This window comes from Sphingomonas sp. 67-41 (genome assembly GCF_001899725.1).
Taxonomy (GTDB): Bacteria; Pseudomonadota; Alphaproteobacteria; order Sphingomonadales; family Sphingomonadaceae; genus Sphingomonas; species Sphingomonas leidyi.
Genome location: NZ_MKWJ01000004.1, coordinates 95,799 through 108,803, shown reverse-complemented (window position 1 = coordinate 108,803; position 13,005 = coordinate 95,799). Strand labels below are relative to the sequence as shown.

The window sequence follows — 13,005 nt, the reverse complement described above, 5'->3', positions numbered from 1 at the left end:
CCCTTCGAGGCCGCATGGGTTCGCGAATGATTCTCATGGCCCGCCCCCTCCTCGCCCTCTTCGCCGGCGGTGCCATGCTGCTCCCCGGCCCCGCCCTTTCGGCCTCGTCGCGGCCGAAGGGACTTGCCGTCGAGCGAGTCGTGATGGTCATGCGCCATGGCATCCGGGCGCCGCTTGGGGGCGAAGTGCCGGACGGCACGCGCACCGCCGCGCCCTGGCCGCGATGGCCGGTGGAGGAGAGCCGGCTCACGCCGCACGGCATACGCGCGCTCGAGACGATCGCCGCGGCCGATCGCCAGCGCCTCATCGCCCAGCGCGTCCTGCCCCGGAACTGCGCCGCGGCCGGCACGATCCGCATCCGGACCAACGTCTCCGACCGGACGATCGCCAGCGGCGAGGCCTATGCGCGAGGCATTGCGCCGGGCTGCGGCCTCGCGCCGGAGCATCTGGGGGCGGGCGCGATCGACCCCATCTTCGAGCCCCTGCGCGCCCGCGCCACGCGCTTCGATGCGAACGAAGCCGTCGCCGCGATCGAGCGGTTCACCGGCGGGATGGCGGCGCTTGCGAGCCGGCATGCCGCCGCGATCGCATTGCTCGACCGCGTATTGGGATGCGCGCCACGCAACACGGGCTGCACGCCGGCATTGCCGGCGCAGGTCCGCCCCGCGCCGGATGGCCATGGGATCGAACTCCAGGGCCCGATTCGCGACACCTCCGGCATCGCGCAGGTGCTGCTGCTGCAATATGTCGAGGGGCTACCCCGACGGGACATTGGCTGGGCGCGCGCCGATCCTGCCACGCTCGTCCGGCTCGGCGCGTTGCACGCGGCACTGTTCGACGTCTTCACGCGCTCGCCCTATATGGCCTCGCATCAGGCCTCGATCCTCGGGCGGCATGTGCTGGAGACGCTCGCCGACCCGGCAGGCCCGCGCATCGAAGTGCTGATGGGCCACGACACCAACGTCACCGCGCTGGCGGCCGTCCTGCGAACCAGCCTGTCCGCACCGGGCTATGCGATGGACGACGTACCGCCCGGCGGGGCGATTCTGATCGAGCAGTTGCGCGATCGGGAATCGGGGCGTCGATATGTCCGCCTTTCCTATCGCACCCAGTCGCCGGAGGTGCTGCGCCGCGGCGGCTCGGCCGCATCGATCGGCGCGCTGAAGATGGGGGGATGCGCGCGCCTCTGCCCGGCCGGCCGCTTCGACAGGATATTGCGCAGCCGTCTTGCCGAATGAGCGCGCCGCTCAGGCCGTCACCCATTCCGTCCGCGTCAATACCGCATCATAGCCATCGGGCGGCGGGCAGTCGGCAACCACAAGGTCGACCGACTGGAAGTCCGCGACGCTCAGCGTGCCATATCGCCCGAATTTCGAGGCATCGACGGCGATCAGCACGCTTCGCGCCCGCGACACCATCAGCCGGCAGACCCGCGCCTCCCCGGCATGATAGGAGGTGAAGCCGTGATCGAGGTTCACGGCCTCGACCGAGATGATGGCGAGCGAAGGCGTGGACAGCGACAGGAAGTCGGTCGCCGTCTGATCGAAACAGGCGCGATAGTCATAGTCCATCTCGCCACCGGCCAGCAGGACCCGGTTGCCGTTGCGCCCGCCAAGCTCGGTCGCCACGCCCACGGCATTGGTGACGACCGTCAGGTCGCGATGGTCGCGCAGGGCCTGGGCGACATAATGGCCGGTCGTACTCGCATCGATGTAGATCGTCTGCCCATCCGCGACGAGCGGCGCGACGGCGCAGCCGATACGGCGCTTCGCATCGGCATTGCGCTGGAGCCGCACGGCGAACGATCCCTCGGTCTCGACGCGCGCCAGCCGAACCGTGCCGTGCGCACGCATCACCTGGCCGCCCGGTTCCAGCGCGCGGATCTCCCGCCGGATCGTTTCGTCCGACACGTCGAGCGCCTTGGAGAGCGCCGGCACGCTCCACACATCGCCGGCAGCCAGCAGTTCCAGCAACCTTTGCTGCCGGCGAAAACGCTTGGTCATCATCATTCCATGGTTGGGAGGCCGAGTGCCGGAGCGCCGCAAGCTAGCGCACACGGACAAATGGTCAACAATCGATCGGATTACGCGAGGATGTAATCAAGATCGGGCAATCGACGGTCATGAAGAGCTCCCATATCGACCGCCGCACCTTCGTGGCCAGCGCCGGCGCCCTCGCCGCCGCGCCCGCGACGCTTGCCAAGCCCGCCCGCGCGCGCGGCACGCTCGCGGATGTCGAGCATGTCGTGATCCTGATGCAGGAGAACCGCTCCTTCGACCATTATTTCGGCACGCTGCGGGGCGTGCGCGGATTCGCCGATCCGCGCCCGGCCATGCTGCCTTCGGGCCGGACGGTCTGGGAGCAGCGGCAGGACGACAAGGATGGCGGCGCGATCATCCGCCCCTTCCATCTCGACACCCGCGCCACCGCCGCCGGCTGCATGCAGGGCCTCGACCACAGTTGGAAGGGAAGCCATGCCCGGTGGAAGGACTGGGACGTGTGGATGCCGGAGAAGGGCCCGTTCGCGATGGGCTATATGACCCGCGCCGACCTGCCCTATTATTACGCGCTCGCCGATCAGTTCACCATCGCGGACGCCTATCACTGCTCGGTCCACGGGCCGACCGGCCCCAACCGCCTCTATCACTGGACGGGCACCAGCGGCCTTACCGTCGGGCGCGATGGCGCGTTCATCGTCTCCAATGACGGCGTCGATCCGAACGAGACCGCCGATATGGGCCGCGACGATATCAAGGCGCATGCGCTGGACTGGACGCCCTATACCGCACGTCTCTCGGCCGCGGGGGTCCGGTGGAAGCTCTATCAGGAATACGACAATTACGGCGACAATCCCCTGGCGCTGTTCGCCCGGTATCGCGGGATCGCGAAGGATAGCGCCGAATATGCGGCGGCGCGTGCCTGGGTCGACGGTTCCACCCGCGCGAATGCCGGCACGTCGCGCGGGGAGCATCTGGTCCGCGCCTTCGCCGCCGACGTGATGGCGGACCGCCTGCCGCAAGTGTCCTGGATCGTCGCCCCCTTCCACATGTGCGAGCATCCCGACGCACCGCCCGCTTATGGCCAGGCGCTCAGTGCCCGGCTGATCGCCGCCCTCGCCGCCAATCCGAACGTCTGGGCCAAGACCGTCTTCATCCTCAACTATGACGAGAATGACGGTTTCTTCGACCATATGAGCCCGCCTCTTCCCGCTACGCTGCCGGGCATGGGGGCGAGCACGGTTGCGCTGGACGGCGAGGAATATCGCGGCCAGCCGGTCGGTCTCGGGCCGCGCGTGCCGATGCTGATCGCCTCGCCATGGACGCGGGGCGGCTGGGTGAACTCCGAACTGGCCGATCACACCTCCGTCCTGCGCTTCCTGGAGCGCCGTTTCGGCGTGCCGGAGCCCAATATCAGCCCCTGGCGGCGCGCCGTGTGCGGCGACCTTCTGTCGATGTTCGACTTCGACCTGTCGTCCGCCGCGCGCCGGGACATGTCCTGGTTCGCGGCGCTGCCGGCAGTGGACGGGTATGTCGCCGGCAGCGACGCTGCCTGCCGCCAGGCGAAACCGGCCGTCGCCGAAGCGCCTCCGCCCGCCGGCCAGGAACCGGGCACCCGTCCGGCCCGCGCCCTGCCCTATGATCTCGACCTGGAGCAGCGCTGGGAAGCCGGCCGCCTGCGCCTGGTCTTCCGCAACCGCGGCACGCGCGCGGCCATATTCTGCGTCACCGGTTCCGCCGACGACAATGGGCCCCGCCACTATACGGTAGGCGCGGGCCGGTCGCTCGACGACAGCTGGCCCGTCGACGCCGCCGCACCGCGCACGCTGACGGTGACCGGTCCGAATGGTTTCCATCGATCGATCATGACGGGTACGCGCCTCACCAGCCATGCCGAGCGGGTCGGCGCGGCAACCCACGTCCATATCGCCAACCGCGATACGGCGCCCGTGGCGCTGCGGATCGTTTCGCGCCATGCCGCCCCCAGCATCGGCCGGCTCCGCCTCTCTCCAGGAGAAGAAGCCACGGTGAAGCTGGCCCCCGTCGACGCGCATCGCTGGTACGACATACGCGTCGAAACCGGCAACGGCACCGTCCACGGGCTCGCGGGGCATTGGGAAACCGGCGCTCCGGGCATCAGCGAACCGATGACGGGAGAGCAGGCATGATCCGCACCCTCGCATTGCTGGCGATCGCCGCCGCCTCCGGCACCGCGGTGCCGCCACGCCAGGATCTGCGGCTCGATCAGGTGCAGCTCATCGGTTCGCACAACAGCTATCGCCCCTATCCTTCGCCGCAGCTGCGCGCGCGCCTCGCCGGTGCGGGCCCGGCGGAGTGGGCGGGCCTTGCCTATGGCCATCCCCCGCTCGAGGCCCAGCTTGCCCTTGGCTTGCGACAGCTCGAACTGGACGTGGCGCCCGATCCCGACGGGAGCGCCTATGCCGCACCCTATGGCAATGCCGATGCGGCAACCCGCCGGATCATGGCAGCGCCGGGCGCGAAGGTGCTGCACATCGCCGGCTTCGATACCGAGACGCACTGCCTCACGCTGCGCCTGTGCCTGGCGACCCTGCGGCACTGGTCGGACCAGCATCCGGGCCACGGCCCGGTCATGGTCCTGGTCAATACGGGGGATGCCGGCGGGGCGCGCTTCGATGCCGGCAACCTGGCCGCACTCGATGCCGACATCCTGGCGGAGATCGGGCGCGAGCGGCTCGTCACGCCCGACGATGTCCGACACACGCTTCCGACCCTGCGCGCCGCGGCGATCGCGCACCGCTGGCCGAGCCTGGCGCGGGCGGCCGGCCGCTTCCTGTTCGTTCTAGACGGCAGCACCGCGCATGAGGACGCCTATCGCGCCGATCACCCGTCCCTGCGCGGCCGGGCGATGTTCGGCTTCTATCCCGACGACGCGGACGAGGCGGCGGTGTTCAATATCCAGGATCCGGTTGCGGAGGGCGAGCGTATTCGCCGGCTTGTGCGCGCCGGGTTCATCGTCCGCACCCGCGCGGATGTGGGCCTGAAGGAAGCGCGCGCCGCCGATCGCCGGCGGCTCGACGCCGCCATCGCCTCCGGCGCGCAATGGATCAGCAGCGACTTGTACGAAGGCGCCACGAACCCGGAGCGGCTGGCCTATCGTGCCGCGCTGCCGGGCGGGGTCCTCTCGCGCTGCAATCCCGTCACGGCGCGGTGTTGAGGCGCCATGGCATTCTAAACGCGCGCCTCTCGCCGTCGAATGCCCGCAGCGCCAGCGACACCAGCACCGCACTCCCGGCGATGCCGGCATGGATCGCCCAGAATGTCGCTATCGGCACCCGCTCGTACAGGGCGCCCAGCGATCCGACCACCAGATTAGCGAAGAAGCCGTGCAGGTAGAATATGCCGACCATCACGCCTGCGAGCCGCTGCGGCGTTGCGCCGGTGATGATCGCCAGCCCCGCGGGCCAGACCAACGCCACGCCGAGATCGAGCAGCAGCAGCACCGCCAGCGGCCCCGCCATCGAACGTGATCCTGCTCCCGCCACCAGCGCGAGCAGGCCGTAGCCGAGCATCATCGCCGCGCATCCCATTGCGAGCCGGTCCCAGTCCCGCAGCGATGCGAGCCATCGCCAGCGCATCGTCAGGATGACCATCAGCACGGTGAAGATGCCGTCCGCCGAAGCGAACCAGGCCGGCGGCACGGACAGCCCCCATAGTGTCGGGCGGATCGCATCCGCCACCCATAGCAGGAAGATGTTGGACACCTGCTCATAGGCGCAGAAGGCCAGGATGACGACGAGGATCGCCCCGATCGCCGTCACCGGGCGATAGACGCGATCCTCGCCGGGCGCCGGGCGGGTGCGCACGTGCCGGGGCGTGGCCGGAATGGTGAGATAGATGCCGAGGCCGGCGAGCATGGCGACCCCCGCGGCCCCGAAGGCATAGCCCCAGCCAAGCGCCTGCGCGAGCAGCCCGCACACGAGCGGCCCCAGCATCACGCCGATGTTGAGGAACGCGAGATAGAGCGCGAACGCCCTGTCCCGCCGGCCATCCGATGCCGGGAAGAGTTCGCCGACCTGCGCGGCGAGATTGCCCTTGAGCAGGCCCGTTCCGATGATGAGCAGCAGCAGCGCCGGCAGCAGCAGATAGGCGTCGGTCAGCAAGAGATGGCCGCAGGAGATGAGCACCGCGCCGACGACGATCGCCGGCCGCCGGCCGACGAGGCGATCCCCGACCAGGCCGCCCAGGGGCAGCACGAAATAGGTCAGCGCCGCATAGAGCCCATAGATGTTGGACCCGAACGCCACGGGCGAAAGCGGGCCCCACACGGACTCGAGCATCGCGCGCAGCCCCGCCATGCCCCAGGGCAGCCCGGCGCCATCGGCCAGCACCTCCCGGACCAGGTAAAGCGTCAGCAACGCCTTCATGCCGTGGAGCGAGAAGCGCTCCCATAATTCCGTGCCGGCCAGTCTGTAGAAGACGGGCCAGCTTGCCGGCCCTGCCCGTCCATTTCCCGCGATACCCATGGGCCAATGGCTATGCGGAACGAATATAACAGGCGCGGGTCGGCTCCATGACAAGCCACGTAACCAACCGAAGCTCAGCGCGCGCCGGCGCCCCTTCCTCTTCCTCCGCAAGCGATTTCGCGGATCGGCGCGCTCACGCGATCAAGGGGACGGAAAGGAGCTTGGGGCGGGTCCTTGCCAGGTGCAGGATCAACTCGCCGAACAGACCGTTGGCCCAGGCGAACCAGTCGCGCGTGAACTTCGACGCGTCGTCCTTGTGGAACGCCTCGTGCATGAAGCCGGTGCCGGCATGCGTGGTCTTCAAGGTACGCAGGCACGCGAGGATGGTCGCATCGTCGCCGGAGGACAGCGCACGTACGATGAGCGACATCGGCCAGATCAAGTCCTCGCCCTGGTGCGGCCCGCCAATGCCTTCGCCGGCCTTGCCGTGGAAGAACCACGGATTGGCCTCGCTCCATGCCGCATCGCGGGTGCGCTGCCAGCGCGCGTCCTTCGCCGATACGCAGCCGAGCCAGGCCAGGCCCGACAGCGAAGGCACATTGGCATCGTCCATGAACAATGCGTTGCCATAGCCATCGACTTCATAGGCCCAGACTTCGCGCCCGTCGGGCAAGGTCATGGCTCCATATCGGGCAAGCGCCTGCTCGACTTCGCCTGCCAGCGCCGCCGCGTCCTGCGCCAATGCCGCGTCGCCGCGCGCCTCGCTCGCCACCGCCGCCAGCTCGCGCAGGGCAGTCATCGCGAACAGGTTGGCAGGCACGAACAACGGGAAGATGCAGGCATCGTCCGACGGGCGGAAAGCCGAATGGATCAGTCCGACCTTGCGCGTCGGCAGGCCGAGGCCGGCCTGGAGCGTCTCGCTCGGCTGCTTGTTGGTCCGCTGGAACTTGTAGGGGCCGGGCCCGTCCTTGCGCTGCTGCTCGCGGAAGGTGCGGACGATCGCCCGGGCGCTTTCGGCCCAGGCGGCATCGAACGGCGCCTTGTCCCCCGTCTCGCGCCAATAGCCATATGCGAGACGCACGACATAGCAGAGCGAATCGATCTCCCATTTGCGCTCGGCGACGCCCGGCCGCATCTCGGTGTCGTCCTCCTTTGCCCAGACCAGCGAGGTCTTCTCGTCGGGATTGTGCATGAAGGCGTTGGCATAGGGGTCGATCAGGACCGATCGCGCATGGCGGCCGATCAATCCGCGGAACAGCTCGCGCAGCGCCGCGTCCTGCTTCACCAGGTGAAGATAGGGGCGAACCTGCGCCGCTGAATCCCGCAACCACAGGCACGGAATGTCGCCGGTGATCACGAAGGCGTCGGGCTTGCTCTCCACGGTGCCCATCGCGACGGTCGTGTCGAGGGTGTTGGGATAGCAATTGCCGAACAGCCAGGCGAGTTCGGGGTCGGCGATCATCCCGGAAATGCGGGCGATCTCGCGCTCCACCGCCTGGCTGACGAACCGCCGCTCCGCCACGGGCGGGCGCTTGCCGGGAAATCCTGCCGCCCGTGCGATACCCATCGGGCCCAGCATCGCCGAAGTCGCGATCCCGCCGCCGGCCGCGAGCACCGCTCGCCTCGTGATGTCCATTACCGCAGCTCCCCTATGCCTTGACCATGTGCGGCGCTGCGCCGGCCTGCGCCAGCTCCGGCGGCGCCTTGCAGTGCTCGTCGATGAATGCCTGGTGCAAGGGCATGGCCCCGACGCAGTTCGCCAAGGTCGCGCGCGTCCGTTCGAGATACTCGGCCAGCTGGTGCTCGGGCATCTCGTCGACGATCGGGTGATAGCCGTGCGGCACGATGCGCTGGCCCAGCATCACCTGCACCCAGCTCGGCAATGCGAAGAAATCCTCCCCATTGCGGAAATAGCGGCCATCGCTGCGGAACAGGGCCATGGTTTCCTGCAGGGGCGCCGGGACCGACATGGTGCGGCAATGGTCCCAGAACGGCGTGTCGGCGCGCTCGGTCGCATGATAGTGCAGGATGATGAAATCGCGCACGCGTTCCCATTCGAACGCGGATTCCCGGTTGAATCGCTCGGCGAGCAGCGGATCGAAATCCTTGTTCGGGAACAGGCCGATCAGCCGCTGGATGGTCGACTGGGCCAGATAGATGCTGGTCGATTCCAGCGGCTCCAGGAAACCGGCGGCCAGGCCGGCCGCGACGACGTTCTTGTGCCAGAACTTCCTGCGCATGCCGGTGGTGAAGCGCAGCGGGCGCGGATCCGCGAGTGGCTTTCCGTCAAGGTTCGCGAGCAACGTCGCCGCGGCCTCATCGTCGCTGACGTGCTGGCTGGAATAGACATAGCCGTTGCCGCAGCGATGCTGCAGCGGGATGCGCCATTGCCAGCCGGCCCCGAGCGCAGTGGCGCGCGTATAGGGCGTGAGCGGGCCGACATTCTCGCACGGAACGGCCATCGCCCGGTCGCAGGGCAGCCAATGCGTCCAGTCCGCATAGCCGGTCTCGAGCGCCTGCTCGATCAACAGGCCGCGAAAGCCCGAGCAGTCGACGAACAACTCGCCCTCGATGCGCTCGCCGCTTTCCATCACGACCGCTTCCACGAAACCGTCGCCGGCGCGCTGGATCACTTCGACGATCTTGCCCTCGGTGCGCTGCACGCCCCTGCGCTCGGACAGGTTCCGCAGGAAGCGCGCATACAGGCTCGCGTCGAAATGATAGGCATAGGCGATGTCCGCGAGCGGCGAGCCCTCCGGTGCATTGGCCGGGCTAGGCATGAACCGGTTCAACGGGGCCGCCACCGTCTGTAGCGAATAGGCGCCAATCTCTGCCGCGCGCCCGGCAAGATATTGCTTCAGCCAGAATTGATGGAACGGCAACGGCCCGATGCCCTGGCCGATCTTTCCGAAACCATGGACATAGCTGTCGCCGAGCCGCCCCCAGTCGTTGAACTGGATGCCGAGCTTGAACGTGGCCTGGGTCTCGACGACGAAATCCGCTTCCTTGATGCCCAGCATCTCGGTGTTGAACGTCTTCATGTGCGGAACGCTGGCTTCGCCCACTCCGACGATGCCGACTTCCTCCGATTCGATCAGGCGAACGGAGGCTCCGCGCCCCAGATACGTGGCCAGCACCACCGCCGCCATCCAGCCGGCGCTGCCGCCCCCCACGACGACGATGTTCCTGATCCGGTTATCGGTGCTCATCGCTGCAAAGTTCCCCCTCATGGCATCGACCGACGGCCATGCCTCAAAGATGATCGCCGATCGTCCAGCCCATGATGCCGCCCCATCGGGCCGCGGCGGCATCCGGGCCCTCCACCCGTTGAGCCGCGCTTCTGTCGCCGGGGGCCTCCCCGCGCCCGCCGGACGCGAGGAGACTGGATGACCGGCCTAGAACTTATAGGTCACGCCGCCATAGACGATACGGCCCGAATAATTGTTGGTCCACAGCCGGGCCTTGGTGTCCTTGCCCAGGTGCGCGCGCTGTTCCTCCTTGGTCAGGTTCAGCACCGACGCGCTCAACACCAGTTGCTTGGTGATGTTGTAGGCCACGTTCAGATCGACCTGCTGATAGGGCTCGGAATAGATGCTGAGGCCGTTGTGCAGGCCGCCCACCAGCTCGCCGCGGCGGTTGTACGAGGCGCGCGCCAGGAACTTGTCGCTCTCGTAGAAGACGGTGGCGTTGAGCTGGGTCTTCGCGCTGCCGACGAGCGGCGACCTGGCGATTTCCTTCCCGTCCAGGATGACGGCCGCCATGTTGGTATCGTTGTAGGTGAAGTTCGCCTGGAAGCCGAGGCCGAAGTCCAGCGTGTGCTGGGCATAGACCTCGATACCCTTCGAAACGCCGTTGCGGCCATTGGCCGAAGTCGAGAAATTGCGGACGGTCACGGTATTGCCGCCGATCGTCAGCTGCTGGTCGCGAGTCACCGGCACGATGAAGTTCTTCACGTCCTTCCGGAACAGACCGACGCCCACGACCGAGCCGGGGTGGAAATACCATTCCAGCCCGACGTCATATTGCCATGCCTCGAACGGCTTCAGGTCCTTGTTGCTGCCGGATCCGCTCCAGCCCGGATCGGTGCTTCCGCCCGCCGCGCTGCGATCGGAACTATATTCCTGGGAGACGAAGTTGAGGGCGCCCGGAAAGGCGATATCCGTGTAGCCGGTCCGCGAGATCACCTTGGAAACGGCGCCGCGCAACACCAGCCTGTCGGTCAGGTCGACGGCATAGTTCAGGCTGGGCAGGAAGTCGGTATAGGTCTTGTCCAGCGTGTTGAGCTCGAAGGTCTTCTCCTTCACCTCATTCTTGAGGAAGCCGCTCTCGCAGCCCGGCTCGGTCGTGCACGGCTGCGGGGTGCCGCCCGGGCCGTCCACGAAATAGTCGAGGAAACGCTCGATCGCGTCGGTCGACTCGGCATGCTGCTTGGTCCGGGCGACGCGCAGGCCGATATTGCCGCGGATGCGGTCCGCCTTGAAGTTGAGCTGGGTGTAGCCGGAGAGGATCTTCTCGCCGACATTGTAGATGAAGTCGGGCTCCTCGTAGCGAACCGCGTCGCCGTAACGCGCCTTCAGCTGCGCGAGATAGGCCGGGAAATCGATTCCCGGGAAGACGTTGGCGTTGAAGCCGCCCTCGATATGGCCGAGCGCCTTGGCATAGAAATATTCCGGACGCGCCACCGATGCCTGGGCGTCACAACCATTCTGGTAGCGCGTGGTCGTGCCAGGGCAGTACCACAAGGTGTTGCCGGTATTGCGGTGCACCTTGCCGTCGCGATACTTGACGCCGGCCTGGATCGACTGCAGCCACGGGCTCTCGAACAGCCTGGTAAAGTCCGCCTGGACATAGTTTTGCGAAATCGACGTTTCCTTCCAGGAGGAATCGGTCGACCCAAGATCGATCTCGGCAATGCCGGCGCGCAGATTGTCCTGGAGGTCCGGCGAGAAGGTAGCCGATGGCGTGCCGGTCAGATTCCAGGCGCTGAGGCCGTTGCCCATCTGCCATGCGCCGTTGACGAAGCGACGGGGCTTGGCGGACATGCGGAAGTTCAACGACGGGCCGCCCTCGGACCAGGTCCGGCCGCCCACCAGGGTAGCGCGCCACGGACCGCTCTCCCAATCGACCGAGAAGTCGACCGTCTGCGACAGCGCCTTCTCGCGGCTATAGCCGCCCGAGAGCTGCGGCGTGGGGATCGTGCAGTCGTCGGGGCCCCATCCGCCCGAGGGCTTTCCGCCGGCCGCGGCTTCGGCCTCGTTGCAATAATAGGTCCGGCCCGCGAGCTTCCGATATTCCGCGCCGGTCGCGATGGTGCCGCTGGGATCGAGCGTTAGCCCGTTGAGCAGCCTGCCGCCCCCGTAATTTCCGTCCCACGAGACGCGGGCGAGATTCCATTCCGGAATCTTGAGCATGTTGAGCGCATAGTCCCCCTTCAGGTCGAAGCGGAAGTAATTGGCGGTCATGGTGAGGTTGTGGAAGGGCTTCAGCTGCGCGGTCGCCTGGATGCCCAGCCGCTCGCGCTGCTCGTCACGCACCGCGAAATTGACCGAAGTCGGCAGGAAGAAATCCGAATAATGCTTGCCATTCTGGTCGTTGAAGCCCGAACCGCCCCACCATTTCGACGGTTGCGGATCGAGTGCCTTGCCGTTGACGTCCACGGCGTTCCGCGCGTTGTTGTCGGAATACCAGTTCCAGCTTTCGGTGCTGACCTCCATGCTGCGGTTGGTGCGCCGCTGCCAGGTGGTGCCGACGAGGAAACCGACGGTCTCTGCCTCGTTGCGCCACGAGATCATGCCCGAAAGCTGCGGGTCGACCTTCGCGCTCGTATCGGAATAGGTGCCCTCGGCCGTCACGAAACCCGACCAGGCCGGCAGGTCGAGCGGGCGCCGGGTTTTCAGGATCACGGTGCCGCCGATGCCGCCTTCGTCGATCCGCGCCTCCGGCGTCTTGTACAGCTCGGCGCTGGACAGCATGTTCGACGGCAGGAGCACATAGTTGAACGAGCGCGTGGCCTCGTCGTTGGTCTCCGAGGACGCGATATAGTTGCCGTTCAGCTGGGTCAGCGTGAGGCCGGCCTGCAGGCCGCGAACGCTCACCGTCTTGCCTTCCCCGCCATCGCGGGTGATGACCACGCCGGGCACGCGTTGCAGCGCGTCGGCGACGTTCTTGTCGGGAAACTTGCCGATATCCTCGGCCGTGATCACTTCGACGATCGCATTCGCGTCGCGCTTCTGGCGCAAGGCCTGCTGGATCGACGCGCGGTACCCCGTCACGAGGATGGCCTCGCCCTCATCCTCCTGGGCTGCGGTCGCATCGGACCGCGCTTCCTGCGCATGCGCGATCCCAAGCGGCGCTACCGCGGCGATCACGAGGCTGGTGGTGGTCAGCAGAACTTTGCGGAACGTACCCGAATCGGATGCGCCCCCGACAGTGCGACAAAAGGCCATTGCCCCTCTCCCTTTCAAGCGGGCGGCCCGTTGACCGCTAGCCGCCATTTCCTCCCCGATTCCATCGTTCGCCTTGACCCTTTCCTGGGCGAGGCCGCCCGGCCGAGTTCGACGATC

8 protein-coding genes are annotated in these 13,005 nt (G+C 67.2%); 3 read left to right on the top strand and 5 right to left on the bottom strand.

Features of this window, described 5'->3' with window-relative positions:
• Positions 1 to 35 precede the first annotated feature (35 nt).
• Positions 36 to 1,238 carry a histidine-type phosphatase gene (locus BGP17_RS02260; protein WP_286710868.1) on the top strand — a complete coding sequence of 401 codons (1,203 nt, stop codon included), beginning with the start codon at positions 36 to 38 and terminating at the stop codon, positions 1,236 to 1,238.
• Positions 1,239 to 1,247: 9 nt separating this feature from the next.
• Here BGP17_RS02260 and BGP17_RS02255 read toward each other — a convergent pair whose 3' ends face one another.
• The gene (locus BGP17_RS02255) at positions 1,248 to 2,003 is read right to left on the bottom strand and encodes a DeoR/GlpR family DNA-binding transcription regulator (RefSeq protein ID WP_167299223.1); all 756 of its coding nucleotides are present in this window, start codon (positions 2,001 to 2,003) and stop codon (positions 1,248 to 1,250) included.
• Between the two features lie 119 nt (positions 2,004 to 2,122).
• On the opposite strand from BGP17_RS02255, the gene BGP17_RS02250 reads away from it, so the two are divergent.
• Both BGP17_RS02250 and BGP17_RS02245 read left to right on the top strand, forming a co-directional pair.
• Entirely contained in the window at positions 2,123 to 4,165 is a 2,043-nt protein-coding gene (locus BGP17_RS02250; protein ID WP_286710867.1) for a phosphocholine-specific phospholipase C, read from the top strand.
• Positions 4,162 to 5,193 carry a Ca2+-dependent phosphoinositide-specific phospholipase C gene (locus BGP17_RS02245; RefSeq protein WP_167299225.1) on the top strand — a complete coding sequence of 344 codons (1,032 nt, stop codon included), beginning with the start codon at positions 4,162 to 4,164 and terminating at the stop codon, positions 5,191 to 5,193. Before BGP17_RS02250 ends, BGP17_RS02245 begins: the two co-directional genes overlap by 4 nt.
• Here the strand turns inward: BGP17_RS02245 and BGP17_RS02240 are convergent.
• The 4 genes from BGP17_RS02240 to BGP17_RS02225 all read right to left on the bottom strand — a co-directional run bounded on the left by BGP17_RS02240 (position 5,177) and on the right by BGP17_RS02225 (position 12,888).
• Positions 5,177 to 6,502 (bottom strand): POT-type proton-dependent oligopeptide transporter, encoded by a 1,326-nt coding sequence (locus tag BGP17_RS02240; RefSeq protein WP_286710866.1) that lies wholly within the window; start codon positions 6,500 to 6,502, stop codon positions 5,177 to 5,179. The genes BGP17_RS02245 and BGP17_RS02240 overlap by 17 nt on opposite strands.
• 133 nt (positions 6,503 to 6,635) lie before the next feature.
• A complete protein-coding gene (locus BGP17_RS02235) occupies positions 6,636 to 8,078 on the bottom strand; it encodes a glycoside hydrolase family 125 protein (protein ID WP_286710865.1) in 1,443 nt (480 codons plus the stop codon).
• Between the two features lie 13 nt (positions 8,079 to 8,091).
• Positions 8,092 to 9,651 carry a tryptophan halogenase family protein gene (locus BGP17_RS02230; protein WP_286710864.1) on the bottom strand — a complete coding sequence of 520 codons (1,560 nt, stop codon included), beginning with the start codon at positions 9,649 to 9,651 and terminating at the stop codon, positions 8,092 to 8,094.
• Positions 9,652 to 9,837: 186 nt separating this feature from the next.
• On the bottom strand, positions 9,838 to 12,888 hold the full coding sequence (locus BGP17_RS02225; protein ID WP_286710863.1) for a TonB-dependent receptor: 3,051 nt from the start codon (positions 12,886 to 12,888) through the stop codon (positions 9,838 to 9,840).
• Between the last annotated feature and the right edge of the window lie 117 nt (positions 12,889 to 13,005).

Bases quoted from the DNA above. Each gene is read 5' to 3' on its own strand.
- BGP17_RS02240 (WP_286710866.1), bottom strand. From the start codon at position 6,502: ATGGGTATCGCGGGAAATGGACGGGCAGGGCCGGCAAGCTGGCCCGTC.
- BGP17_RS02255 (WP_167299223.1), bottom strand. From the start codon at position 2,003: ATGACCAAGCGTTTTCGCCGGCAGCAAAGGTTGCTGGAACTGCTGGCT.
- BGP17_RS02235 (WP_286710865.1), bottom strand. From the start codon at position 8,078: ATGGACATCACGAGGCGAGCGGTGCTCGCGGCCGGCGGCGGGATCGCG.
- BGP17_RS02230 (WP_286710864.1), bottom strand. From the start codon at position 9,651: ATGAGCACCGATAACCGGATCAGGAACATCGTCGTCGTGGGGGGCGGC.
- BGP17_RS02250 (WP_286710867.1), top strand. From the start codon at position 2,123: ATGAAGAGCTCCCATATCGACCGCCGCACCTTCGTGGCCAGCGCCGGC.
- BGP17_RS02245 (WP_167299225.1), top strand. From the start codon at position 4,162: ATGATCCGCACCCTCGCATTGCTGGCGATCGCCGCCGCCTCCGGCACC.
- BGP17_RS02225 (WP_286710863.1), bottom strand. From the start codon at position 12,888: ATGGCCTTTTGTCGCACTGTCGGGGGCGCATCCGATTCGGGTACGTTC.
- BGP17_RS02260 (WP_286710868.1), top strand. From the start codon at position 36: ATGGCCCGCCCCCTCCTCGCCCTCTTCGCCGGCGGTGCCATGCTGCTC.